The sequence below is a fragment of the Actinotalea lenta genome (genome assembly GCF_030586465.1).
GTDB classification, from domain to species: Bacteria; Actinomycetota; Actinomycetes; order Actinomycetales; family Cellulomonadaceae; genus Actinotalea; species Actinotalea lenta.
In genome coordinates, this window is the sequence record NZ_JAUQYP010000001.1 from 1,891,769 (window position 1) to 1,916,556 (window position 24,788).

General features: G+C 73.5%; 23 protein-coding genes. 17 read left to right on the top strand and 6 right to left on the bottom strand.

What is annotated here, in order from left to right:
- Positions 1–5: 5 nt before the first annotated feature.
- Positions 6–500 carry a murein hydrolase activator EnvC family protein gene (locus Q6348_RS09045; RefSeq protein ID WP_304600968.1) on the bottom strand — a complete coding sequence of 165 codons (495 nt, stop codon included), beginning with the start codon at positions 498–500 and terminating at the stop codon, positions 6–8.
- 337 nt (positions 501–837) lie between these two features.
- Between Q6348_RS09045 and rpsB the strand changes: the two genes are divergently transcribed.
- The 8 genes from rpsB (at position 838) to Q6348_RS09085 (ending at position 7,471) form a co-directional block, all read left to right on the top strand.
- Positions 838–1,875 carry a 30S ribosomal protein S2 gene (gene rpsB / locus Q6348_RS09050; protein ID WP_304600969.1) on the top strand — a complete coding sequence of 346 codons (1,038 nt, stop codon included), beginning with the start codon at positions 838–840 and terminating at the stop codon, positions 1,873–1,875.
- Between the two features lie 28 nt (positions 1,876–1,903).
- A complete protein-coding gene (gene tsf, locus Q6348_RS09055; RefSeq protein WP_304600970.1) occupies positions 1,904–2,743 on the top strand; it encodes a translation elongation factor Ts in 840 nt (279 codons plus the stop codon).
- Between the two features lie 99 nt (positions 2,744–2,842).
- Entirely contained in the window at positions 2,843–3,586 is a 744-nt protein-coding gene (pyrH, locus tag Q6348_RS09060; protein WP_304600971.1) for a UMP kinase, read from the top strand.
- A 19-nt stretch (positions 3,587–3,605) separates the two neighbouring features.
- Positions 3,606–4,163, top strand: a complete 558-nt coding sequence (gene frr, locus Q6348_RS09065; RefSeq protein ID WP_304600972.1) for a ribosome recycling factor — start codon at positions 3,606–3,608, stop codon at positions 4,161–4,163.
- Positions 4,163–5,020, top strand: a complete 858-nt coding sequence (locus Q6348_RS09070) for a phosphatidate cytidylyltransferase (protein ID WP_304600973.1) — start codon at positions 4,163–4,165, stop codon at positions 5,018–5,020. The genes frr and Q6348_RS09070 overlap by 1 nt, the downstream gene beginning before the upstream one ends.
- Positions 5,017–6,126 carry a dual-specificity RNA methyltransferase RlmN gene (gene rlmN / locus Q6348_RS09075; protein WP_304600974.1) on the top strand — a complete coding sequence of 370 codons (1,110 nt, stop codon included), beginning with the start codon at positions 5,017–5,019 and terminating at the stop codon, positions 6,124–6,126. Before Q6348_RS09070 ends, rlmN begins: the two co-directional genes overlap by 4 nt.
- Positions 6,123–6,674 carry a DivIVA domain-containing protein gene (locus tag Q6348_RS09080; protein WP_304600975.1) on the top strand — a complete coding sequence of 184 codons (552 nt, stop codon included), beginning with the start codon at positions 6,123–6,125 and terminating at the stop codon, positions 6,672–6,674. The genes rlmN and Q6348_RS09080 overlap by 4 nt, the downstream gene beginning before the upstream one ends.
- Positions 6,671–7,471, top strand: coding sequence for a pentapeptide repeat-containing protein (locus Q6348_RS09085; RefSeq protein WP_304600976.1), 801 nt, complete (start codon positions 6,671–6,673; stop codon positions 7,469–7,471). The genes Q6348_RS09080 and Q6348_RS09085 overlap by 4 nt, the downstream gene beginning before the upstream one ends.
- Here the strand turns inward: Q6348_RS09085 and Q6348_RS09090 are convergent.
- A complete protein-coding gene (locus Q6348_RS09090) occupies positions 7,468–8,034 on the bottom strand; it encodes a PH domain-containing protein (protein WP_304600977.1) in 567 nt (188 codons plus the stop codon). The genes Q6348_RS09085 and Q6348_RS09090 overlap by 4 nt on opposite strands.
- Before the next feature lie 78 nt (positions 8,035–8,112).
- Here Q6348_RS09090 and dxr point away from each other — a divergent pair, with 78 nt between their 5' ends.
- Both dxr and Q6348_RS09100 read left to right on the top strand, forming a co-directional pair.
- Positions 8,113–9,303: a 1-deoxy-D-xylulose-5-phosphate reductoisomerase gene (gene dxr / locus Q6348_RS09095; RefSeq protein ID WP_304600978.1), complete on the top strand. Its 1,191-nt coding sequence runs from the start codon at positions 8,113–8,115 to the stop codon at positions 9,301–9,303.
- Between the two features lie 83 nt (positions 9,304–9,386).
- A complete protein-coding gene (locus tag Q6348_RS09100) occupies positions 9,387–10,691 on the top strand; it encodes a M50 family metallopeptidase (RefSeq protein WP_304600979.1) in 1,305 nt (434 codons plus the stop codon).
- A 19-nt stretch (positions 10,692–10,710) separates the two neighbouring features.
- On the opposite strand, the gene Q6348_RS09105 is transcribed toward Q6348_RS09100, so the two are convergent.
- Positions 10,711–12,015: a hypothetical protein gene (locus Q6348_RS09105; RefSeq protein ID WP_304600980.1), complete on the bottom strand. Its 1,305-nt coding sequence runs from the start codon at positions 12,013–12,015 to the stop codon at positions 10,711–10,713.
- 206 nt (positions 12,016–12,221) lie between these two features.
- Between Q6348_RS09105 and ispG the strand changes: the two genes are divergently transcribed.
- Both ispG and Q6348_RS09115 read left to right on the top strand, forming a co-directional pair.
- Positions 12,222–13,352: a flavodoxin-dependent (E)-4-hydroxy-3-methylbut-2-enyl-diphosphate synthase gene (gene ispG, locus Q6348_RS09110; RefSeq protein ID WP_434062019.1), complete on the top strand. Its 1,131-nt coding sequence runs from the start codon at positions 12,222–12,224 to the stop codon at positions 13,350–13,352.
- Positions 13,353–13,585: 233 nt separating this feature from the next.
- Entirely contained in the window at positions 13,586–14,458 is an 873-nt protein-coding gene (locus Q6348_RS09115; protein WP_304600982.1) for a GNAT family N-acetyltransferase, read from the top strand.
- A 364-nt stretch (positions 14,459–14,822) separates the two neighbouring features.
- Here Q6348_RS09115 and Q6348_RS09120 read toward each other — a convergent pair whose 3' ends face one another.
- Both Q6348_RS09120 and Q6348_RS09125 read right to left on the bottom strand, forming a co-directional pair.
- On the bottom strand, positions 14,823–15,761 hold the full coding sequence (locus Q6348_RS09120; protein WP_304600983.1) for a type IV toxin-antitoxin system AbiEi family antitoxin domain-containing protein: 939 nt from the start codon (positions 15,759–15,761) through the stop codon (positions 14,823–14,825).
- A gap of 252 nt (positions 15,762–16,013) precedes the next feature.
- Positions 16,014–16,874 (bottom strand): Fpg/Nei family DNA glycosylase, encoded by an 861-nt coding sequence (locus Q6348_RS09125; protein WP_304600984.1) that lies wholly within the window; start codon positions 16,872–16,874, stop codon positions 16,014–16,016.
- 105 nt (positions 16,875–16,979) lie between these two features.
- On the opposite strand from Q6348_RS09125, the gene Q6348_RS09130 reads away from it, so the two are divergent.
- Positions 16,980–18,791 (top strand): proline--tRNA ligase, encoded by a 1,812-nt coding sequence (locus Q6348_RS09130; protein ID WP_304600985.1) that lies wholly within the window; start codon positions 16,980–16,982, stop codon positions 18,789–18,791.
- 24 nt (positions 18,792–18,815) lie between these two features.
- Here Q6348_RS09130 and Q6348_RS09135 read toward each other — a convergent pair whose 3' ends face one another.
- Positions 18,816–19,805 (bottom strand): DUF4439 domain-containing protein, encoded by a 990-nt coding sequence (locus tag Q6348_RS09135; protein ID WP_304600986.1) that lies wholly within the window; start codon positions 19,803–19,805, stop codon positions 18,816–18,818.
- A gap of 119 nt (positions 19,806–19,924) precedes the next feature.
- On the opposite strand from Q6348_RS09135, the gene rimP reads away from it, so the two are divergent.
- The 4 genes from rimP to infB all read left to right on the top strand — a co-directional run bounded on the left by rimP (position 19,925) and on the right by infB (position 24,768).
- Positions 19,925–20,413: a ribosome maturation factor RimP gene (rimP, locus tag Q6348_RS09140; protein WP_304600987.1), complete on the top strand. Its 489-nt coding sequence runs from the start codon at positions 19,925–19,927 to the stop codon at positions 20,411–20,413.
- Positions 20,413–21,459 carry a transcription termination factor NusA gene (nusA, locus tag Q6348_RS09145; protein ID WP_304600988.1) on the top strand — a complete coding sequence of 349 codons (1,047 nt, stop codon included), beginning with the start codon at positions 20,413–20,415 and terminating at the stop codon, positions 21,457–21,459. The genes rimP and nusA overlap by 1 nt, the downstream gene beginning before the upstream one ends.
- A 164-nt stretch (positions 21,460–21,623) precedes the next feature.
- Entirely contained in the window at positions 21,624–21,824 is a 201-nt protein-coding gene (locus Q6348_RS09150; protein WP_304600989.1) for a DUF448 domain-containing protein, read from the top strand.
- A 127-nt stretch (positions 21,825–21,951) separates the two neighbouring features.
- The gene (infB, locus tag Q6348_RS09155) at positions 21,952–24,768 is read left to right on the top strand and encodes a translation initiation factor IF-2 (protein ID WP_304600990.1); all 2,817 of its coding nucleotides are present in this window, start codon (positions 21,952–21,954) and stop codon (positions 24,766–24,768) included.
- The last annotated feature ends 20 nt before the right edge of the window (positions 24,769–24,788 follow it).

Sequence of the window (24,788 nt, forward strand, 5' to 3'; positions counted from 1 at the left end):
CGGCGTCAGGCGGCGTCCACGGGCAGCAGGACGACCGCGCGGCCCGGCAGCAGGTCGAGCGGGTCGAGGTACCGGGTCCCGACCCGGACGCCCCAGTGCACGCCGCGGTGACCGGGCCGGCTCTGCAGCGTTCCCAGCACGGCGCCGGCGCCGACCACGTCCCCGACCCGCACGGAGGGCTCGACCGGCTCCACGCTCGAGCGCAGGCCATCCGTGTGGCGCACGGTCACCACGCCGCGTCCGGCGACCGCGCCCGCGTACGTCACCACGCCGTCGGCCGGCGACCGGATGGTGTCTCCGACGGCTGCGGCGAGGTCGACGCCCCGATGTCCCCGGGCCCACGGGACCTCCGGGGGGTCGAACAGCGCGGTCACCGGGCCGGGGGTCGGCGGCCGGCAGCACGACGACGTCGGGGCAGGCACCGCTCCCGGCGTGGGGGCACCGGCCTGGATCGTGCAGGCGGCAGCAAGCGCGACCGCAACGGCCGCTCGTCGTGTCACGACCACGATCCTTGCGGCAGGCGACCGGTGGCGGGCCGGCCGCCCTCAGGCCCTGTGGGTGGGGCCGTGCCGGGGCGGGCTGTGGGTGCACACCGGGTGGGCTACCATGGTCCACGCACCCGGTCCATCCCGGGTGACATCGCGTGCCCTCATCCCGCCACCACGCCGGACCCCGGCGGTGGGAGCGAGCGCCGGCAGCGGTCCGCCTCACGGCGGCGCCGTCCTCGCGGGGCACCAGGGGCGTTCGATCACCGGATCGCGCGCCGACAACCCGGTTCGGGTCGCCCAGGCGGCCCCTGGCACTGCGCGGCCCGTGGCCGCGCCGGAAGGACGCGTCATGGCCGTCGTGACCATGCGCCAGCTGCTCGAGAGCGGCGTCCACTTCGGGCACCAGACCCGTCGGTGGAACCCGAAGATGAAGCGGTTCATCCTCACCGAGCGCAACGGCATCTACATCGTCGACCTCGAGTCGACCCTCCACCACATCGATCGCGCGTACTCCTTCGTCAAGGAGACCGTGGCCCGCGGCGGCACCGTCCTGTTCGTCGGCACGAAGAAGCAGGCGCAGGAGCCGGTCGCCGAGCAGGCTGCGCGCGTCGGCATGCCGTACGTGAACCAGCGGTGGCTGGGCGGCATGCTCACCAACTTCGCCACGGTCAACAAGCGGCTCCAGCGGCTCAAGGAGCTCGAGGAGATCGACTTCGACGACGTGGCGGGCAGCGGCTTCACCAAGAAGGAGCTGCTCATCATGCGTCGCGAGAAGGACAAGCTCGCCAAGACGCTGGGCGGCATCCGTGACATGGCCAAGGTCCCGTCGGCCGTGTGGATCGTCGACACCAACAAGGAGCACCTCGCCGTCGACGAGGCCCGCAAGCTCGGCGTCCCGGTGGTCGCGATCCTCGACACGAACTGCGACCCGGACCTGGTCGACTACGCCATCCCGGGCAACGACGACGCGATCCGCGCCGTGACGCTGCTGACGCGCGTGGTGGCCGATGCCGTGGCCGAGGGCCTGATCGCCCGGCACAGCGCGCGGACCGCCGCGGCTGAGGGCGAGACGACGGCGGAGGCGGAGCCGCTCGCCGAGTGGGAGCGGGAGCTCCTCGCCGGTGCCGGGGACGCCGCCGCCCAGACCGAGCCCAGCGCGCCGGCCACTGCGGCCGACGACACCGCGGCCGCCCCGGCTGCGACCGACCCGATCGAGGCCATCGGCACCGACACCGCCACCGCGACCGCCCCGGGCGCGCAGCCCGCCGGCGCCGAGGCGGCCCCGGCGTCCGAGGCCCAGCCGGAGACCGTCGAGCCCGCGCCGGCCGACGACGCCACGCCGGCCACGCAGGCCCCGGACGCCGAGGCCGAGCCCACCGAGAGCTGACCACCGACAGACAGGAAAGAACCCACTCATGGCGAACTACACCGCCGCCGACATCAAGGCCCTGCGCGAGCGCACGGGCGCCGGGATGCTCGACGTCAAGAAGGCGCTCGACGAGGCCGAGGGTGACGCAGAGAAGGCCCTCGAGATCATCCGGGTCAAGGGTCTCAAGGGCGTCGCCAAGCGCGAGGGCCGAGCCGCGTCGGACGGCCTCGTGGCTGCCCACGTCTCCGACGACGCTTCCGGCCAGACCGGCGTGCTCATCGAGCTGAACTGCGAGACCGACTTCGTCACCAAGAACGCCGCGTTCGTCGAGCTGGCGGACTCGGTGCTGGCCGCAGTCGTCGCGGCCGGGGCCGCGGACGCGGAGTCGGCGCTGACGGCCGACCTCGACGGTCGCACGGTGGCGGACGCGATCACGGAGACCGCGGCCACCATCGGCGAGAAGCTGGTCCTGCGCCGGGTCGCCCGGGTCAGCGCTCCTGCCGTCTCGGTCTACCTGCACAAGGTCAACAAGGACCTGCCTCCGCAGGTCGGCGTCCTGGTCGGCACGGACCCGGCGGGTGCCGCGGTGGCGCACGACGTCGCCATGCACATCGCGGCGTTCTCGCCGGCCTACCTCACGCGCGACGACGTGCCCGCTGACGTCGTCGCCGACGAGCGCCGGATCGCTGAGGAGACCTCGCGCAACGAGGGCAAGCCCGAGGCGGCCCTGCCCAAGATCGTCGAGGGTCGGATGAACGGCTTCTTCAAGGAGAACGTCCTGCTCGACCAGGCGTTCGCCAAGGACCCGAAGACGACGGTCGGCAAGGTCGTCGCGAGCGCGGGCGGGACCGTGACCGGTTTCGCCAGGTTCCGCGTCGGGGCCTGAGTTCTCGCCGGTGGCGGCCCTGCGGGGCCGCCACCGGTCTGTCCGGACGGTGTGGCACCCTGAACCCCGGCGGGTCGGGGGACGAGCGAGGAGGGCGCAGTGAGCGACGAGCGCAGACGGGTGCTGCTGAAGCTGTCGGGGGAGACCTTCGGTGGCGGTGGTGTCGGGGTCGACCCCGTCGTCGTGCGCCGGGTCGCCGAGGAGATCGCCGTCGCGGTCCGTGAGGGCGTCCAGGTGTCGATCGTCGTCGGCGGCGGGAACTTCTTCCGGGGTGCGGAGCTCGCGCAGGCCGGGATGGACCGGGCACGCGCCGACTACATGGGCATGCTCGGCACCGTGATGAACTGCCTGGCCCTCCAGGACTTCCTCGTCCAGGCCGGGGTCGACACCCGCGTCCAGACCGCTATCACGATGGGCCAGGTGGCCGAGCCCTACATCCCGCTGCGCGCGATCCGGCACATGGAGAAGGGTCGGGTCGTGATCTTCGGGGCCGGCGCCGGGTTGCCGTACTTCTCCACCGACACCGTCTCCGTGCAGCGGGCCCTGGAGACGCACTGCGACGAGGTGCTCATGGCGAAGAACGGGGTGGACGGCGTCTACACCGCCGACCCCCGGTCCGACGGCTCGGCCCGCTTCCTGTCGCACCTGACCTTCACGCGGGCCATCGTCGACGACCTCGGCGTCATGGACACCACTGCGCTGTCGCTGTGCCGGGACAACGAGATCGTGATGCGGGTGTTCGGCATGGGTGAGGCGGGCAACGTCACGCGAGCCCTGCGGGGTGAGAAGATCGGCACGTTGCTCACCGCCGCGGAGGCCGACGGTGAGCTGGCCAGGGCGTGACCACGACGAAGGAGCAACGGTGATCGACGAGACCCTCCTCGAGGCCGAGGAGAAGATGGACAAGGCCGTCGACGTGGCCAAGGAGGAGTTCGCCGCGATCCGCACCGGCCGGGCGAACCCGGCGATGTTCACCAAGCTGATGGTGGACTACTACGGGTCGCCCACCCCGATGCAGCAGCTCGCGTCCTTCGCGACGCCCGAGGCACGCACCGTGCTGATCTCGCCGTTCGACATGTCGGCGATGCAGAACATCGAACGCGCCATCCGCGACTCCGACCTGGGTGTGAACCCCACCGACGACGGCAAGGTGATCCGCGTCGTGCTCCCCGAGCTGACCACGGAGCGTCGCAAGGAGTACGTCAAGCTCGCCAAGCACAAGGCCGAGGAGGCGCGCGTCTCGGTGCGCAACATCCGTCGGCACGCCAAGGAGACCCTCGACCATCTCGCGCGGGACGGCGAGGCGGGCGAGGACGAGGTCGCCCGGGCCGAGAAGGAGCTCGAGGCCCTGACCAAGAGGCACGTCGACCTCATCGACCAGCTGCTCTCGCACAAGGAGAGCGAGCTCCTCGAGGTCTGATGGCTGAGACCGCCGGGACGAGCGTCGCCGTGCTCACGCCGAGGGCAGGCCGGGACCTGCCGATCGCCATCGGAGTGGGTCTCGGCCTGCTCGCGCTCGCGGTCGGGTCGTTGGTGTGGCGCAAGGAGATCTTCATCGCCTTCGCCGCGCTGGCGTGCGGCGCGGCGCTGTGGGAGCTCGGGCACGCGTTCGGCCGTCGGCAGATCCACCTGCCTCTGGTGCCGATGCTCGTGGGCACCGTGGGGATCCTCGTGTCGGCCTACACGGCGGGCGCCGAGGCCATGCTCGTCGCGTTCCTGCTCACCGCCGGCGGATCGGTGATCTGGCGCGTGCTGGACGGCGCCGGGCCGGCGGCGCTGCGGGACGCGTCGGCCGCGACCTTCGCACTGGCGTACGTGCCGTTCCTGGCCGGGTTCGTGATGCTGATGCTCGCGCAGCCCGACGGCGCCATGCGGGTGGGACTCTTCGTGCTGCTGGCGGTCGCGAACGACACCGGGGGCTATGTGGCGGGAGTGCTGATCGGGCGTCACCCGATGGCGCCGAGCGTCAGCCCCAAGAAGTCCTGGGAGGGGCTCGGAGGCTCGCTCCTGCTGGCCGGGGCGGTCGGCGCGGTCGGTATCCGATGGGGCTTCGGCGGCGCGTGGGAGATCGGCGTCCTGCTCGGGGTGGCCGCAGTGGCTACCTCCACCCTGGGAGACCTGTCGGAGTCCCTGCTCAAGCGCGATCTGGAGCTCAAGGACATGGGGCGTCTGCTCCCGGGTCACGGTGGGGTGATGGACCGGCTCGACTCCCTGCTGCTCAGCGCGCCGCTCGTGTACAGCCTGCTGCTCGTGCTCGTGCCCGGAGGTGCCGGATGAGCCTGCCACTGACGTTCACCGCGCCCCGGCGCGGCAAGCCACCGCGCCACCTTGCCGACCTGACGCCCGGGGAGGCCGCCGACGTCGTGACCGGGCTCGGTGAGCCCGCGTTCCGTGCGCGGCAGATCGCCACGCACTACTTCCGCCACCTGGAGGCCGACCCGGCCGCGATGAGCGACCTGCCGGCCTCGACCAAGGAGGTCCTGGCCGGTGCGCTGCTGCCTGAGCTGCTGCGCCCTGTGCGGGCCCTGACCGCCGACCGAGGCACCACGGTCAAGACGCTGTGGGCGTTGCACGACGGGGTCAAGGTCGAGTCCGTGCTGATGCGCTACCCGGACCGCGCCACGCTGTGCGTGTCCTCCCAGGCCGGCTGCGGCATGGCGTGCCCGTTCTGCGCGACCGGACAGCAGGGCTTGACCCGGAACCTCTCGGCCGGTGAGATCGTCGAGCAGGTCCGTAGGGCGGCGCGTGCGATGGCGTCCGGCGAGATCGCCGGCGGACCCGCCCGGCTGACCAACCTGGTGTTCATGGGCATGGGGGAGCCGCTCGCGAACTACAAGGCGGTGCTCGCCGCGGTGCGGCGATTCGTCCAGCCGCCCCCGGACGGGTTCGGCGTCTCTGCGCGCAACGTCACGGTGTCCACCGTCGGTCTCGTCCCGGCGATCGACAAGCTCGCAGCGGAGGGGCTCCCGGTGACCCTGGCCCTGTCCCTGCACGCGCCGGACGACGAGCTCCGCGGAGAGCTGGTGCCCGTCAACACCCGGTGGAGCGTGGATGAGGCGCTGGATGCCGCGCGACGGTACTTCGAGGCCACGGGGCGCCGGGTGAGCATCGAGTACGCGCTGATCCGGGACATGAACGACCACGCGTGGCGCGCCGACCTGCTGGCCCGCAAGCTCAACGAGCGGGGCCGCGGTTGGGTGCACGTCAACCCGATCCCCCTGAACCCGACCCCCGGGTCGATCTGGACCGCGAGCGATCCACGGGTCGAGGCAGAATTCGTCTCCCGGCTCCGGGTCGCGGGCATCCCCACCACGATCCGGGACACTCGGGGCAGCGACATCGACGGCGCCTGCGGGCAGCTGGCAGCGGAGGAGGCTTCATGACCGGGATGTTCCGGACCGCCGGGCGACTGCGCACCGGGTACGACCCCGACCAGGTCGACGAGTTCTTCACGCACGCCCGCAAGGTGTACGAGGGTGAGGTCAACGAGCCGTTGTCCGGCTACGACGTCCGCCGGGTCGCCTTCGACCTGGTGCGTGGCGGGTACCGTCCGGCCGCGGTGGACGCCGCGCTGGACCGCCTCGAGCGCGCGTTCGTCAGCCGGCAGCGCTCGGAGTACGTCGGCACGCACGGGCAGCAGGCGTGGCTGGAGCATCTCGCCGGCCAGGCGCGCACGCTCTACGGGCGTCTGGCGCGGCCGGACGGGGAACGCTTCGCGCGCGCCAAGCGCGGCGAGGAGGCCTACGACGTCGACGACGTCGACGACCTGTGCCACCGGCTGATCGAGTACTTCGACCAGGGGCAGCCGCTCACCTCGGAGGAGCTTCGTCAGGTGACGTTCGCCCGCCGCCGGGGTGCCGACGGGTACGCCGAAGGTCCGGTCGACGCGTTCGTGGATCGTGCCGTCGAGGTGCTGCTCGGGGTGGAGTGAGCGAGGCCGGTGCGGCGACGCTGCGGGCGGACTGCTCGCGGTGCGTGGCGTTGTGCTGCGTGGCCCCCGCCTTCGAGCGCTCCGCCCAGTTCGCGATCACCAAGGCGGCGGGCGTGCCCTGCCCTCACCTGACCGGTCGGCTCTGCTCGATCCACGGCGAGCTGAGGGCCCGGGGCTTCTCCGGCTGCGCGGTGTACGACTGCTTCGGCGCCGGCCAGCGCCTGACGGCGGAGCTCGTCGACGGTGACGCGGGCTCGTTCTCCGCGGCGGGCGCGTTGCTCGCCTCGGCCCGGGCCTGGCACGAGATGGCGTGGTACCTGGACGCCGCGGCCCGCCTGCCCGAGGCGGACGTCCTGCGTGCGGACCTGCGGGCCGCTCGGGACGACGCCCTGGCCGTGGCGGTGCAGCGCCTCGACCCCGGTGCAGCCGCCGACCGGCGTGCCGCGATGACGGCACTGCTGCGTCGAGCCTCCGAGCGGGCCCGGCAGGGATACCCCGGGCGACGAGCCCTGCGGGCTGGGGTGGGTGCCCGGCTGCGGGACGCGGACCTGCGCGGTGCGGACCTGCGCGGGGCGGTGCTCGTCGGTGCGGACCTGGGTGGGGCGTGCCTGGCCGGGGCAGACCTCACCGGTGCCGACCTGCGCGGTGCGGACCTGGGCGGTGCGGACCTGCGCGATGCGCTGTTCGTCCACCAGACCCAGCTCGAGTCAGCGCGGGGTGACGGTGCGACCACCCTCCCACCGGGGACGACGCGGCCCCGTCACTGGCGTGGGCCCGCGATGGCGAGCGGCGGTTAGGGCGCATCCCGTCCGGTGTCGTCGCCGCCGTCAGTGCCTGCCTCGTCGGACACCGGTGGGTTGCCCTCCGCGGGGATCTCCTCGCGCAGCAGGAGCTCCTGGACCTGCAGGATGCGACGCTCGAGGTGCGCGACGTCCGTCAGCTCGACGTCGCTGGTCTCGCCGGCGGTCTGCACGATGAGCGTCCCGCAGCCCAGCATCCGCTCCAGCAGCGTGCGACGGTAGGTGACGGACTGCACGCGCTCGATAGGGATCTCGCGCCCCTCCCGGGACAGCACTCCCCGGCGGCTGATCAGGCGTCGGGTGGTCAGCGTGTCCGTCGACGCGAACCACGCCAGGGCGGGCCACAGCCCGAAGGCCACGGCGAGGGCGGTCGCCAGGACCGCCACGGTCCACCGCTGCCATGCCTGGGTCGCGGGGTCGGGCAGCCACACGAGCAGGGCGAGCAGCAGCACCGCGAGGGCGAGGAGCGTCACCAGCACCGGCACCACCAGGTTCTTCCAGTGCGCGTGTGCGGTGAAGATGACCTTCTCGCCGCGTGCCAGCATCGACTCCTTGACCATGGTTCCGATCCTTGCACCGGCACTGCCGGGTCGCCACGGGGTGACGCGTCCGCGGCGCGACGCTGGCAGGATGCGTGCGTGAGCCCCCGAACCGTGACCCTGCTCGGCTCGACCGGATCGATCGGCACCCAGGCGCTGGACGTCGTGGCCCACCACCCGGACCGGTTCCAGGTGGTGGGGCTCGCCGCGCACGGCTCCGACCCGGAGCTCCTCGCCCGCCAGGTGCTCGCCACGGGGGCGACGACGGTCGCCGTGGCCGATCAGCACGCCGCGGCGGCGGTGCGAGCGGCCACCGAGACCCGTGCGGCCACCCGGGGGTTGCCCGTGCCCGCTCTGGACGTCCTCTCCGGGCCGGACGCGGCGCGGCGGCTGGCGGGGATGGGTGCCGACGTCGTCCTGAACGGCATCACCGGGTCGGTCGGGCTGGGTCCGACGCTCGCGGCGTTGCGCGCGGGTTCAACCCTGGCGTTGGCCAACAAGGAGTCACTGGTCGTGGGCGGGCCCCTGGTGCGCGCCGCCCAGGTGCGCCCCGACCAGATCGTCCCCGTCGACTCCGAGCACTCGGCGATCGCCCAGTGCCTGCGCGGAGGGACCCGGCCCGAGGTCCGGCGGATCGTGCTGACGGCCTCGGGCGGCCCGTTCCGGGGCCGGACCCGTGTGGACCTCGTGGACGTGACGGCCGAGCAGGCGCTCGCGCACCCGACCTGGTCCATGGGGCCCGTGGTGACGGTGAACTCCGCGACGCTCGTCAACAAGGGGCTCGAGCTCATCGAGGCGCACCTGCTGTTCGACGTCCCCGTCGAGGACATCACGGTGGTGGTGCACCCGCAGTCCGTCGTGCACTCCATGGTCGAGTTCGTCGACGGCTCGACCCTGGCTCAGGCGTCGCCCCCCGACATGCGGCTGCCGATCGCCCTGGGGCTGTCCTGGCCCGAGCGGCTCGACCCCGTCACGCCGCCCTGCACCTGGGCGTCGCCGACGGTCTGGACGTTCGAGCCGCTGGACGAGGACGTGTTCGCGGCGGTGCGGCTGGCTCGGGCGGCCGTCGCGGCCTCGGCGACGCATCCGGCGGTCTACAACGCGGCGAACGAGCAGGGGGTCGCAGCGTTCCTCGCCGGGCGCATCGGCTTCTGCGACATCGTGGACACCGTCGAGCGCGTGCTGGAGGAGCACCGTGGGACGGCCGCCGAGGCCGTGACGCTGGACGACGTGCTGGCGGCGGAGCGATGGGCGCGCGGGCGGGCGGACGCGCTGCTCTCCGACCGCTGAGGGCCGCCTTCACCGTCGCTGCACGCGTCGTCCTGCCGATCTCCAGGTTGTCGGGGGATGATTGAGCCGGAGAGGAGCGTGGTATGGCGTATGTGGTGGGCCTGGTGGTCCTGCTCGTCGGGCTACTGGTGTCGATCGCGCTGCACGAGGTCGGTCACATGGTGCCCGCCAAGCGCTTCGGCGTGCGGGTCAGCCAGTACATGGTGGGCTTCGGGCCAACCGTCTGGTCGCGGGTGCGCGGTGAGACCGAGTACGGCGTCAAGGGCATCCCGCTGGGCGGTTACGTCCGGCTCATCGGGATGTACCCGCCCAAGGAGGCGCTCGGCCGTCCCCCGCGCGCCGGCCGCTTCGCGGAGCTCGTGGACGGGGCACGCCAGGCCAGCGCCGAGGAGATCCGTCCGGGCGAGGACACCCGGGCCTTCTACCGCCTCAGCGCGCCCAAGAAGATCGTGGTGATGCTGGGCGGCCCGATGATGAACCTCGTCATCGCGGCGGTTCTGCTCACCGTGATCATGGCGGGCATCGGGCTGCCCGGATCGCAGGCCACGACGACCGTCGGCTCGGTCGGCCAGTGCGTCACGACTCAGCCCACCGACTCGTGCACCGCCGCCGACCCGCGCTCGCCCGCCGTGCAGGCGGGGCTGCGGCCCGGGGACCGCATCGTGTCCTGGGGCCCCCGGCAGATCTCGTCCTGGTCCGACGTGCAGACCGCGATCAAGGACGTCCCCGGCGAGAACATCCCGGTCGTCGTCGAGCGGGACGGCCGGACGGTCACGCTGCACGTGAGCCCGGTGGTCGCGAACCGACCGGTGTTCGGTCCGGACGGTACCCCCAAGACGGACGCCAACGGCACGCTCGTCGTCGAGCCCACCCGCTACGTCGGGTTCAGCCCGACGGCGGCGATCGAGCGGCAGCCGCTCACGGCCGTGCCCGCCGCGCTCGGCAACGCGCTCGGCCAGACCGTGGCCATCGTGGCGACGCTGCCCGGCCGGTTGGTCGACGTGACCAAGGCCGCGCTGGGGATGCAGGCCCGTAGCCCGTCCTCCGTCGTGGGAGTCGTGGGCGTGGCCCGGCTCGCCGGCGAGATCGGTGAGGCGCCGATCGGGCTGAGCCAGCGCATCGCGGGATGGCTGTCCATCCTCGCCTCCCTGAACATCGCACTGTTCGTGTTCAACCTCATCCCGCTGGTGCCCCTGGACGGCGGCCACGTGGCCGGCGCGATCTGGGAGGGTGCGCGGCGGGCGTTCGCTCGCTGGCGCGGCCTGCCTCGGCCGGCGCCGTCCGACGTCGCCCGGATGGTGCCCGTCGCCTACGGGGTGTTCCTGGTGCTCGTGGCCATGAGCCTGGTCCTCGTCGTGGCCGACCTGGTGGCGCCCGTCAGGATCTGACGTGGCCGCTGAGGGCTGCTCACCGTCTGCGGCCGCCGGCCGCCCAGTCCTGTGCGACCGCATGCACGAAGCTGGTCTCCCCGGACAGCGCCCAGGGCCACACGTCGAGGTGCTCGAGCGTGCGCGCGAGGTGGGGGAGCGCCGCCTGCCTGTCGCCTGCCAGCCAGGAGAAGTACGCCAACGTGTTGTGGGCACGTTCGCGGTTCACGGGTGAGGGGCCCTGTGGTCCGGACCGCCACCGTCGCACGGCGTCCGCAACCTCCTGCCGCACGGTCTCGGAGGCCAGGTAGCGGCGCGCCTGCCGGGCGGACCCGGTGGCCAGGGTCAGGTAGTGCTCGAGGTGGGCCGTCACGACGAGCAGCGCCAGAGCGTTGCCGGGCGGTGCCGACGCGGCGGCCGCCCTGGCTCGGGCGAACATGGCCTCGGTGCTCCCGCACCACTTCGCGGAGAGGTACTGCAGCTCAGCCTCGTGGCCGCCGTGGTGGTGGGGTGCCAACGCGTAGAGCGCTCGCGTGCGGGCACGGAGCTCGGCAAGGTCGACCTGCTGGCCGCGCGCCAGCTCCACGAGCACCGCGCGCGGTGTCGGGTCGGTCGGATCGTTGTCGATGGCTGCACGCGTCAGCTCCTCGGCCTCCTCGAGCGCCGCGAGGAACGCGAGCCGGTCGCGGGGTTCTGCGTCCGGTCCGCGCAGCTCCCAGGCGCGCCGTACCTCGAGCATCGCCCGGGTGGCCAGGGCGTGGGGGTCCGTGGGGCGTCGTCGCACCCACTCCTCGAGCCATCGGCCGCGCTGCAGGGCGTGGATCGCGAGCTGAGTGGTTCTCGCGTAGCGCTGGTCGTGGTCGGGGGACGACGCCAGCAGGTCCGACGCCGCGTGCCAGACGCCGCGCTCGGCGGCGGCCCGGGCGGCGATCAGGCTCAGGTCGCCCAGTGCACCGTCCGGCTGGACGAACCAGATGGGGTCGGGCGGAACCTCCTCCCGTGGGTCGTCGACGATCTGGGTCGCCAGGCGCGCGGCGCGCGGGCCGGTGGTGCCGACGAGCGCGGCGACGAGCAGCCCCGCCAGGGCCCACGCGAGAAGCTGGCGGTGCAGCGCGCCGGCGACCGCGAGCTGGGTAGCCGTCCCCGCGGCGACCAGCAGGCCCAGGTAGGCGGCGAGCAGCCCGTGGGCCCGCATCGCGGCCGGCGTGCTCCACCACGGCGCGTCGGGGCGCCGGCCACGTGCGGTCGCGCGTCCGGTGCGCGCGACCGTGATGGTGGCCAGCCCCACGACGACGATTGCGCCCGAGGCGATCAGCGTGTGGCCGGCGCCTGTGCTGAGGTCCACCCGTGCGATGGTCACACGTCCCCCGTTCGGGGGATAGATGCCGCTGGCCCGAACGGGTGACGCGGTGTCCCTGCACGTCACCCGTTCGGTCGGGCGCCGGACGCGTCGTCGCACGTGGCCGTTCGCCGCGAGCCGGTGCGGCCCGTGCTGCTGCACCGTCATCGGCGGGGGATAATGGCGCGGTGAGCACCTCGATTCCCCTCGGCATGCCCCAGGCCCCACCCCCCGTGCTGGCGCCACGTCGGCCAACCCGCAAGATCCGGGTGGGGAACGTGGAGGTCGGTGGGGACGCGCCGATCAGCGTCCAGTCGATGACCACGACGCCGACCACGGACATCAACGCCACGCTGCAGCAGATCGCCGAGCTCACCGCCGCGGGCTGCGACATCGTGCGCGTCGCGGTGCCCACCCAGGACGACGCGGACGCGCTGCCGGCGATCGCGCGCAAGTCGCAGATCCCGGTGATCGCGGACATCCACTTCCAGCCGCGCTACGTGTTCGCGGCGATCGACGCGGGCTGCGCGGCGGTTCGGGTCAACCCGGGCAACATCCGCAAGTTCGACGACCAGGTCAAGGAGATCGCGCAGGCGGCCTCCGACGCCGGGGTGTCGCTGCGGATCGGCGTCAATGCCGGCTCCTTGGACAAGCGCTTGCTGGAGAAGTACGGCAAGCCGACGGCCGAGGCCCTCGTGGAGTCCGCGGTGTGGGAGGCCTCGCTGTTCGAGGAGCACGACTTCCACGACTTCAAGATCTCCGTCAAGCACCACGACCCGGTGGTCATGGTCCGCGCCTACGAGCTGCTCTCCGAACGGGGCGACTGGCCCCTGCACCTCGGCGTCACCGAGGCCGGTCCGACCTTCCAGGGCACCATCAAGTCCGCCACCGCGTTCGGTGCGCTGCTCAGCCGCGGCATCGGCGACACGATCCGGGTGTCGCTGTCCGCGCCGCCGGTCGAGGAGGTCAAGGTCGGGATCCAGATCCTGCAGTCCCTCAACCTCCGCCCCCGCAAGCTCGAGATCGTCTCGTGCCCGTCCTGCGGACGCGCCCAGGTGGACGTCTACGAGCTGGCCGAGCGCGTGACGGCCGGCCTCGAGGGGATGACGGTCCCCCTGCGCGTGGCGGTGATGGGGTGCGTCGTGAACGGTCCCGGCGAGGCCCGCGAGGCCGACCTCGGCGTCGCCTCGGGCAACGGCAAGGGACAGATCTTCGTCAAGGGCGAGGTGGTCGCCACGGTGCCGGAGGCCCGCATCGTGGAGACGCTGATCGACCAGGCGATGCGGATCGCCGAGTCCATGGAGCAGGTCGAGGGCGAGGGCCCGGTCGTCAGCGTCGGCTGAGCTCGTGTGCCCCAGGCGCCGTGCTCGGCATCGTCGGGCCGCCAGGTGCGCGGCTCGGGAGTGCATCTCGCGTCCGCGTCGTGGACGGGCTCACGGAGGACCGGCGGTCGCCGCGGCGTAGGTGTGGGGCGCCGCGGGCGGGCGGGGCCCGATCAGACGGCCGACGCGGTGGATCTCGTCGCGGTGGCGGGGCGCCCCGCACGGTCCCGGGTGACGTGGTGCACAATCGCCGCATGGCTGGTTGGCGGATCGACGCGCCGACCCGGCGCGCCCCCGGGAGTGTCGACCTGGCCGACGCTGCGCGGCTGTGCGCCGAGGACCCGGTCGGGTCCGTGTTGGCGGCCGCCCGGATCGAGGCCGCACTGGCCGGCCGGGCCCGGCGTGGCGGCCCCCAGCTGTGGGGGGTCGAGCGTGGTGGAGAGCTGGTTGCGGTCGCGTGGGCCGGCGCCAACCTGGTCCCGGTGGTCCGACCCGGCGACGAGCAGGCCCTGGACGTGCTCGCCGAGACCGCCCTGAACCACGGCCGGCGTTGCTCGTCGATCGTCGGCCCGGCGGAGGCGGTGCTCGGCGTGTGGCAGCGGATCGAGCCGCACTGGGGGCCAGCCCGGGAGGTCCGCGCGGACCAGCCATCGATGGTGATCGACGGGCCGCCTGCTCGAGATCCGGACCCACAGGTGCGACTGGGCACACCGGCCGACCTCCCGGCGCTCATGCCGGCGTGCGTCGCGATGTTCACCGAGGAGGTCGGGTACTCGCCGTTGGAGGGCAGCCCGGGCTCGTACGAGGCGCGGGTGCGCGGCCTGGTGGACGAGGGTCGATCGTACGTCCGCATGGCGCACGGCCCGAGCGGCCCAGAGGTGCTCTTCAAGGCCGAGCTGGGAGCGGTCAGCTCAGCGGTCGCCCAGGTGCAGGGCGTGTGGGTGCCCCCTGAGCACCGCAGCTCAGGCCTGGCGACGGCAGGCATGGCAGCCGTCGTGGGGCATGCCCTCGCGACGGTCGCCCCCCGCGTCTCCCTGTACGTCAACGACTACAACGCCCCGGCTCTGCGGGTGTACCGGAAGGTGGGCTTCCGCCAGGTCGGCACCTACGCCACCGTCCTCTTCTAGCCCCCCAGCCCCGCCCGCCCCCACCCCCGCTCAACCCGCGGCCCCCGCCCAAACCGCGGCCCCCGCCCCCAACCCGCGGCCGCCCAACCCGCGGCCGCCCAAACCGCGGCCGCCCAACCCGCGGCCGCCCAACCCGCGGCCGCCCAACCCGCGGCCGCCCAACCCGCGGCCGCCCAACCCGCGGCCGCCCAACCCGCGGCCGCAGTCGCAGAATGCGGCTTCGAGTGCCAATCGCGGCGCCCCGCCGGCCGCGGTCTGCGCGGGGCGCCGCGTTGTGGGCGGGGTGCCGCGTTCCGTGTCGCCTGCTGATTCGCCTGTGGCGTGCGCCGTGCCGCGAGCTGCACCGGGGTGGCGCGGGCCCGGTCTAGGTGGAGCGCAGGAGCGGTGCCAGCAGGCCGTGCAGGAGGTGGGGATGCCGCAGCTCGGTGGTCGTCCACCGGGCGACCGAACGGCGACCGCCCGCCCGGAGCCGGTCCTCCCGCCGCTTCTCGTCCCAGAGCACGGCTTCCGGAGCGCGCCCGGAAGGGTTGGTCCGCCCGTACTTGACGCGACCGTCGAACTCTCCCACCACGCTCTGCTCGGGCCACCAGAAGTCCGAGCGTCCGATCAGGCCCCGCCCGTCGAGGTGCTCGTGCTGGCGCGCCGGCGCGGGCAGTCCCAGGTCGTCGATGACGACGGCGGACCAGGACTCCCCGGGACTCTCCGACTCGGGGTTCGCGAGCCGCACGACGCGACGCGCGCGACGCACGCCCGTCCGGCCTGCCAACGACGCGCAGGTCTCCTCCAGCGCCGCGCGGGACACCAACCTGCACCGCAGTGCGGCGTCGGCGGCGACCACCCCGCTGGCAGCGCCCATGAGGCGGGCGGTGTCGAGGACGGCACGCGCGGGCGACGCGACGGCCCACCGTCCCACCCGGACGACGTCGTCCGGGTCGAGCGGCCCCATCGGGTGCAGGTGGCGCCCCGGCTTGCGGCCGTGGCGCTGCGCCACGGCGACGTGGACCACGGACGGTGCGGCTCCCAGCAGCGGCAGGCCGTGCAGCACGACCGCCGCCGGCCCGGCCACGACGGTGTCGGGCAGACCGGTCAGGACCGCCTCGACCCACCGGCGGTAGCGCTCCTCCGGCGTCAGCTCCGTAGCGACGGCGTAGACACCGCGCGCGACGCGAGTGAGCGCACCGCGCCGGAGCCAGGCGTCGAGGTCCGACCGCGACGCGCCTACGCGCCGTGCCGACGCAGTCGTCACGACCCCCTGCGCGGCGAGGGCGGCGAGCACCTCGGGCGGGAGGTCCGGTGCACGCATGCCGCCACCCTGCCCTGCCGAGCCCGACGCTCGAGGCCGCCCCCCATCCCCTCAGTGGACGGACACCCCGCGCCATCGCCTGTGGACGGACCGCGCCATCACGCGCAGGTCGCGGCGTCACGCGCAGGTCGCGGCGTCCCGAGCGCCGCGATCTGGTCCGGGCGCCGCGACGTGGACCGGGCGCCGCGACGTGGACCGGGCGCCGCGACGTGGACCGGGCGCCGCGACGCGCCTTGTGCCAGGGACGGGCTGTCAGCGCAGGAGGCGGGACAGGCGGCGGTCGGCCAGTGGCTTGCCGTCCGTCTGGCACGTGGCGCAGTACTGGAGCGACGAGTCGGCGAAGGACACCTCGCGAACCACGTCACCGCACACCGGGCAGGGTTCGCCCGTCCTGCCGTGCACCTGCATCCCGCGGCGCTTGGCGTCCTTGAGCTCGGCCGCAGGGCGGCCGGACGCCTCGGCGACGGCCGAGGTCAGCACCTGCCGGATCACGTCGTGCAGGCGCCCCACGGCTACGGCGTCCAGCCGCGCGGAGAGCGCGAACGGGCTCATCCGGGCCGCGTGCAGGATCTCGTCGGAGTACGCGTTGCCGATGCCGGCGATCGTGCCCTGGTCCCGCAGCAGCCCCTTGATCTGCTGGTTCCGCGCCGCGGCGAGCTCGGCGAGCCGGTCCGGCGTGAACTCGTCCGAGAGCGGGTCGACGCCGAGCGTGGCGACCTGTTCGACATCGGTCGGCTCGCTCACGACGTGCACAGCGAGCCGTTTGCGCGTGCCGTACTCGGAGAGCTCGAAGCCCGCTCCGTCGTCCAGCCGGACGCGTAGCGCCAACGGCGAGCGCCCCGGCCTGACCGGCGCCGTCGAGACCTTCTCCGACCACTTCAGCCAGCCGCCCCTCGACAGGTGCATGAGCAGGTGCGGTCCGGTGGTGACCAGGTCCAGCCACTTGCCGTGCCGGGAGGCGCCGGTGACCTCCTGGCCGACGAGGGCCTCCAGCGGCGGGTCGAACGTCTTCAGCGCGCCGATCGCCCCGACGCCGACCCCGGCGATCGTCCGGCCGACGGCGCGGGCGGTCAGGAACCGGGCGAGTCCTTCGACCTCGGGGAGCTCTGGCACGCGTTCATCGTGCCGCGCCGGGGCCGTTCCCGACAGGTCAGCGGTGCCTCAGGACGCGGATCCGGCCGCCCGGGGCGGCCGTCGTCGGCCACTAGGCTGGCGCCCATGCTGCTGCGGATGTCGACCCTGTTCGTGCGCACCCTGCGGGAAGACCCCGCGGACGCCGAGGTCCCGAGCCACCGGCTCCTGGTCCGGGCCGGTTACATCCGGCGTGCTGCTCCCGGCATCTACACCTGGCTACCGCTCGGCCTGAAGGTGCTGGCGAAGGTCGAGCAGGTCATTCGCGAGGAGATGGACGCGATCGGCGCGCAGGAGGTGCACTTCCCGGCCCTGCTCCCGCGCGAGCCGTACGAGCGGACCGGGCGCTGGACCGAGTACGGCCCCAACCTGTTCCGGCTGCACGACCGCCGGGAGAACGACTACCTCCTGGCTCCCACGCACGAGGAGATGTTCACGCTCCTGGTCAAGGACCTGTACTCGTCCTACAAGGACCTACCGCTCGCGCTCTACCAGATCCAGACCAAGTACCGCGACGAGGCGAGGCCGCGTGCGGGCCTGCTCCGCGGGCGTGAGTTCGTCATGAAGGACGCCTACTCCTTCGACGTCGACGACGCCGGGCTGGACGCCGCCTACCTGCGCCAGCGGGAGGCCTACCAGCGGATCTTCACCCGGCTGGGGCTGGACTACGTGGTCGTTGCGGCGATGTCCGGTGCGATGGGCGGGTCGCGCAGCGAGGAGTTCCTGATGCCGACGCCGGTCGGCGAGGACACCTTCGTGCGGTCGCCGGGCGGGTACGCGGCCAACGTCGAGGCCGTCACGACGCCGGTGCCGGCCCCGGTGCCGTTCGACGACGCCCCTGACGCGCACGTCGAGGACACGCCGGACACCCCCACGATCGAGAGCCTGGTGGCCGCCGCGAACGAGCGCTTCGCACGCCCGGACAGGCCGTGGACGGCGGCGGACACCCTGAAGAACGTCGTCGTGGCCGTGGTCGCCCCGGACGGTACTCGCGAGCTGGTCGTCGTCGGCGTCCCGGGCGACCGCGAGGTGGACATGACGCGGCTCGAGGCCGCGCTCGCGCCCGCCAGCGTGGAGGCCGCGGGGGAGGCGGACTTCGCGGCACACCCCGAGCTGGTCAAGGGCTACATCGGTCCCACGGTCCTGGGCGTGGCGAACACCGGTCGGCCGGACGCCGTGCGGTACCTGCTCGATCCCCGCGTCGTGCCGGGCACGCGCTGGATCACCGGCGCCAACGAGCCGGGCCGCCACGTGTTCGACCTGGTCGCTGGGCGCGACTTCGCCGCGGACGGCGCGGTCGAGGCCGCCGAGATCCGCGCCGGGGATCCGGCGCCGGACGGCTCCGGTCCGCTGGAGCTGGCCCGAGGGATCGAGATCGGTCACATCTTCGCCCTGGGCCGCAAGTACGCCGACGCTCTCGGTCTGTCCGTCCTGGACGAGAACGGCAAGGCCGTCACCGTCACGATGGGCTCGTACGGGATCGGGGTGTCGCGCGCGGTGGCCGCCCTGGCCGAGACCAACCACGACGGGGCGGGCCTTGCCTGGCCCGCTTCGGTGGCACCGGCCCACGTGCACCTGGTGGCGGCCGGCAAGGACGAGGCCGTGCGGACCGCGTGCGAGGAGCTCGCGGCGGACCTGCAGGGGCAGGGCGTGGAGGTGCTCTACGACGATCGTCCGCGGGTGTCACCCGGTGTGAAGTTCGCCGACGCGGAGCTGCTGGGCCTGCCGATCATCGTCACGGTCGGCCGGAGCCTGGCCGACGGTGTGGTCGAGGTGCGCCTGCGGCGTCCGCAGGACGCCGGTCTCGCCGTTGGCGAGCGTCCCGAGGCCGAGCGGGTCCCGGTCGGCGACGCGGCCGCGCGGATCGGGGCGCTGGTCGCCGCGCTCGTGGAGGGCTGAAGGCCGGCCACCGGCCGGGGCGGGTCAGCCGGCGTCCGGCATGCCCGGCAGGTCCGGGACCGAGCCGGTGAGGCTCGCGGCGCGCTCCGCGGCGAGCGCGAAGGCGTCGAGCAGCGGTAGCCGCGCGCCCGGTGCGGTGCGGCTGGCCAGGTCGAGCCACAGGGCGCCGAGGGCTGTCTCGAGTCGCTCCAGGGCGGCGGAGCGATCCGCGGCGGTCGAGCTCACCGCGAGGAGCGCGGCGGGCAGGTCGTAGGAGGCGCGGCGTGGGTCGTCCGCGGTGCCCGCGAGGCCGGCCACCTCGGCCCAGGCCTGCGCACGCGATCGGTGGTCGGCCGCGATGGCCGCCGCCGCGGTGCGTGGCGATCCGTCGGTCCGCGCCGCCTCGACCTCCCACGCAAGGCCGAGGGCGTCCTCGGAGACGATCGCCGGCACCAGGGCCGGGGCGGACAGCCCCGCCGGAACCTGATCGGGACCGACGGCGGGCCGGGAGTCGGGGGTCGTCAGGCCGGCTGCGGACGCGAGGTGCACTGCCAGCAGCCTGCGCGAGACGCCGATGGACGCGAGCAGCCTCGCCAGCCGGCCGTCGACGGCCGTCGCCGCGTCCGCCTCGGCGCTCGCGCTCGCGGCGACCAGGCGCTCCACGACGTCGGCGGGGGACACCTGGGCCTCGTCGCCCGGGCCCGTCGCTGCGCTGTCGGACGGGAAGGGCACCCAGACGCCGCCGAGCTCGGTCAGGTGCCGGTCCGACGCCGACGAGACGGCGCGTAGCGTCGTCGAGACCGGGTCGACGGCGCGTCGTGCGGCGTCCGTCGCCGCGCGCGCGATGTCCCGAGCGGCGACCGCCTGCCGTTGCCGGGCCTGCTCGAGCGCACCGGCGCTGGGGGTGGTTCGCTCCCCGGACTCGACCCGCAGTGCGGCGCAGCCCGCTAGTGGTGCGCCGAGCAGCGTCGCGGCGAGCACGAGGACCAGTGTCCGGCGGGCGCGCGTGCGCGGTGAGGTGTGCCTGGCGTCCATCGCGGGTGATCCTGCCACGTCGGCAGTGCGCGGCCGGGGGGCCGCGGACTCGTTACGCTGGGCTCGACAAGTCCACAGGGTCGTCCAGGCAGGCCCGACACGACCCACGGGAGGCGACCATGGCCCCGCACACTCCTCAGGAGCGCGTACGCGCAGCGGTCGAACCGGCCGTCGCCGGGGTCGGGCTGCTCCTGGAGGACGTCGTGGTGACCCGGGCGGGTCGCCGCTCCGTGGTGCGGGTCGTGGTCGACCTGCCCGACGGTCCAGGCGGGGTGGACTCCGACAGGTTGGCCGACGTCTCGCGAGCCGTGTCGTCCGCGATGGATGTGGCCGACCCGGTGGCCGGCCCCTACCTGCTCGAGGTCTCCACGCCGGGCACGGACCGGCCGCTCACCGAGGGCCGGCACTTCCGCCGCGCGGTGGGACACCTCGTGCGCCTGACGCTGGTGGACGGCGCGACCCGTCACGGGCGGCTGGTCGCCGCGGGGAGCGAGCTGACGCTGGAGGCTGCGGACGGTTCGACGGCATCGGTCCCTGCCGACCAGGTGGTCCGCGGAGTCGTCGAGGTCGAGCTGTCCCGCTCCGCCGACGAGGAGGGAGACGTCTGATGGACATCGACATGACCGCGCTGCGCCTCGTCGAGCACGAGCGGGGCATCAGCCTGGACACCTTGGTGGGCGCGATCGAGCAGGCGTTGCTCTCGGCGTACCACCGGACGCCGGGTGCGTACACCTCCGCCCGCGTGGAGGTCGACCGCCGCACCGGGCACGTCGCGGTGTGGGCCCGTGAGCCCCTGCCGGTGGAGGAGGGCGCGGAGCCGGCGTGGTCGGAGGAGTTCGACCACACCCCTGAGGGCTTCGGCCGGGTCGCCACCGCGACCGCGCGTCAGGTGATCGTGCAGCGGCTGCGTGACGTCGAGGACGAGCAGGTCCTGGGGACGTTCCGCGGTTCGAAAGGCGAGCTCCTGGCCGGCGTGGTCCAGCAGGGGCGGGATCCGCGCACCGTCCTGGTCCAGGTCCGGGGCACGGAGGCCGTGCTGCCGCACCACGAGCAGGTGCCCACCGAGCGTTACGTGCACGGTGAGCGGCTGCGCGCATACGTCCTGGACGTGTCCCGAGGGCCCAAGGGGCCGTCGATCACGCTGTCGCGCACCCACCCGGCGCTCGTGCAGAAGCTGTTCGAGCTCGAGGTCCCGGAGGTCGCCGACGGGTCGGTGCAGATCACCGCGATCGCGAGGGAGGCTGGCCACCGGACCAAGATCGCGGTCCGCTCCACGGTCCAGGGGCTCAACGCCAAGGGGGCGTGCATCGGACCCATGGGCGCTCGGGTGCGCGCGGTGATGGCCGAGCTCAGGGGCGAGAAGATCGACATCGTCGACCACAGCGACGACCCCGCCACGTTCGTGGCCAACGCGCTGTCGCCGGCCCGGGTCAGCTCGGTGACCGTCGTGGACGAGGCAGCCCGGGCCGCACGTGTCGTGGTCCCCGACTACCAGCTCTCGCTCGCGATCGGCAAGGAAGGTCAGAACGCCCGGCTCGCGGCCAAGCTCACCGGGTGGCGGATCGACATCCGGTCCGACGAGGCGCCGGCCGTCGAGACCTCCGCGCAGGGTGGGTCGGCGGGACCCGACACGCCCCCGACTCACGGTTCGTGACCGGGCGCGCTAGACTCGGTGCCGCTGGGCCGCGGGCCCGGCTCCCCGAGCACGTGCACGACGGCGCCGCCGTCGAGGGTCGTGCTGCGGCCGGCGGGCCTAGCGGTCCGGTGCGGACGTGTGTGGGGTGCCGGGGGCGTGGTCCGCGCCACGCCCTGGTCCGAGTGGTCCGGGTCGAGCGGGACGGTCAGCTCCGTGCCGAGGTCGATCCGGGTCGGTCGCGCCCAGGACGGGGCGCGTGGTTGCACGACGACCCGCACTGCCTGGAGCTCGCCGAGAGGCGCCGGGCGCTGCAACGGGCTCTGCGTGCTCCGACGCTCGACGTGTCGGACGTACGCCGGGCGTTCGGCGTGGACCACGGCTAGCCGTCATGTCGTTCACCGAGTTGGGAAGCGGGTTGGAAGCCGATGGGCACCCGATGAGTACCTGGCGATGAGCACTCAGCACTAACGACGGTCCACCCTGTCCCGGGCGGGCCGAGACAGGAGAGTTGTGGCAAAGGTCCGCGTCTACGAGCTCGCCAAGGAGCTCGGCGTCGAGAGCAAGGCCCTGATGGCCAAGCTGAACGAGCTCGGAGAGTTCGTGCGCTCGGCGTCCTCGACGATCGAACCCCCGGTCGTGCGCAAGCTGCGCGACCTGTATCCGGCTGGGGCAGTTGCTCCCGCCCCCAAGACCCCGAAGAAGCCCGCACCGGCGCCCGCTCCCGCGGCGCCGGAGGCACCTGCCGCTCCGGCTGCACCCGTCGAGTCCACCCCCCCGGCCGAAGCGCCGGCTGGCCAGACCCCGAGGCCTGCACCCGCGCCGAAGCCCGATCGGCCCGAGCCGGAGGAGTCTCCGGCCGCGTCCCGTGGCCAGAGCGACGGCGGCTCCGCGGAGCCGGCTCCGACGGAGCGTCAGGCCCCGACGCCCGGTCCCCGCCCCGCCCCGCGGCCCGGCGCGCCGCGGCCCGGGAACAACCCGTTCGCGTCCAGCCAGGGCATGCCCCGGCGGGACGGCGGCCCGCGTCCCGGTGGCCCGCGTCCTGGTGGCCCGCGTCCTGGTGGCCCGCGTCCTGGCAACAACCCGTTCGCCCCGAGCCAGGGCATGCCCCGCCCGGGCGGCGGTGAGCGCACCGGCGGCGGCGAGCGGTCGGGCGGGCCGCGCCCCGCAGGCCCGCGTCCCGGCGGTCAGCGGCCGAACCCCGGCATGATGCCGGGCCGGACCACCGTGGGTCGTCCGGGTGCCGGCGGCGGCGGTGCTGGCGGCGGCGGTGGTGGCCGTGGCGGCCGCGGCGGCGGTCCCGGTGGCGGCGGTCCCGGTGGCGGTGGCGGCGGCTTCCGTGGCGGGTTCGGCGGTGGCGGCGGTCGTGGCCGCGGTGGCGCCGGGCGCGGGAGCACGCAGGGCGCCTTCGGTCGTGCCGGCGGCAAGCCGGTCCGCGGCCGCAAGTCGAAGCGCGCCAAGCGCCAGGAGTTCGAGCAGATGCAGGCGCCGTCGATCGGCGGCGTGCAGGTCCCCCGTGGAGACGGCAAGACCGTGGTGCGGCTGCGCCACGGGTCGTCGCTCAACGACTTCGCGGACAAGATCGACGCGAACCCCGCCAGCCTGGTGACGGTGCTCTTCCACCTCGGTGAGATGGCCACGGCGACCCAGTCCCTGGACGAGGACACGTTCGGCACGCTGGGGGCCGAGCTCGGCTACCGCATCGAGATGGTGTCCGCCGAGGAGGAGGACCGCGAGCTGCTGGGCTCGTTCGACATCGACCTGGAGGCCGAGGAGGCCGCCGAGGACGACGAGGACCTGCAGCCCCGGCCGCCCGTGGTCACCGTCATGGGCCACGTCGACCACGGCAAGACGAAGCTCCTGGACGCGATCCGGTCGGCGGACGTCGTGGCCGGTGAGGCGGGCGGCATCACCCAGCACATCGGCGCCTACCAGGTGCACGCCGAGCACGACGGCACCGACCGTGCGATCACCTTCATCGACACCCCGGGCCACGAGGCGTTCACCGCCATGCGTGCCCGTGGTGCGCAGGTGACCGACATCGCGATCCTCGTGGTGGCCGCGGACGACGGCGTGATGCCGCAGACCATCGAGGCGCTCAACCACGCCCAGGCGGCCGGCGTGCCGATCGTCGTCGCGGTCAACAAGGTGGACAAGGAGGGCGCCAACCCGGCGAAGATCCGCCAGCAGCTCACCGAGTACAACCTGGTGGCCGAGGAGTACGGCGGCGACACCATGTTCGTCGACATCTCTGCGCTCAAGCGGATGGGCATCGACGAGCTCCTGGACGCGGTCCTGCTGACCGCGGACGCGGCTCTCGACCTGCGGGCCAACCCTGACAAGGACGCGCGCGGCGTGGCCGTCGAGGCGAACCTGGACAAGGGACGCGGAGCCGTGGCCACGGTGCTGGTCCAGTCGGGCACCTTGCGGGTCGGCGACGCGATCGTCGCGGGGACCGCGCACGGTCGCGTGCGTGCGCTGTTCGACGAGCACGGGGAGACCCTCCCCGAGGCCACGCCGGCCCGTCCGGTCCAGGTGCTCGGCCTGACGTCGGTGCCCCGCGCCGGTGACACCTTCCTGGTGGCGCCGGACGACCGCACGGCTCGGCAGATCGCCGAGAAGCGTGAGGCCGCCGAGCGGGCCGCCCTCCTGGCCAAGCGCCGCAAGCGGATCAGCCTCGAGGACTTCACCCAGGCCCTGCAGCAGGGCAAGGTCGAGACCCTGAACCTGGTGCTCAAGGGCGACGTGTCCGGTGCCGTCGAGGCTCTCGAGGACGCGCTGCTCAAGATCGACGTGGGCGAGGAGGTCGCGCTGCGCGTCATCCACCGCGGTGTGGGTGCGATCACGCAGAACGACGTCAACCTCGCCACCGTCGACAACGCGATCATCTTGGGCTTCAACGTGAAGTACGCCGAGCGCGTGGAGGACCTCGCGGAGCGCGAGGGCGTCGACGTGCGGTTCTACTCCGTCATCTACCAGGCGATCGAGGACGTCGAGGCGGCTCTCAAGGGCATGCTCAAGCCGGAGTACGAGGAGGTCCAGCTCGGTACGGCCGAGGTGCGAGAGATCTTCCGGTCCTCCCGCGCCGGCAACATCGCCGGTTCGCTGGTGCGCTCCGGGACCATCCGGCGCAACGCCAAGGCGCGCGTGCTGCGCGGAGGTACCGTGCTCGCCGAGAACCTGTCGATCGAGTCGCTCAAGCGGTTCAAGGACGACGCGACCGAGGTCCGCGAGGGCTACGAGTGCGGCATCGGGCTCGGGTCCTACAACGACATCGCGATCGACGACGTCATCGAGACCTACGAGATGCGCGAGAAGCCGCGCTCCTGAGGTCTCCCGTCGGGTGGGCT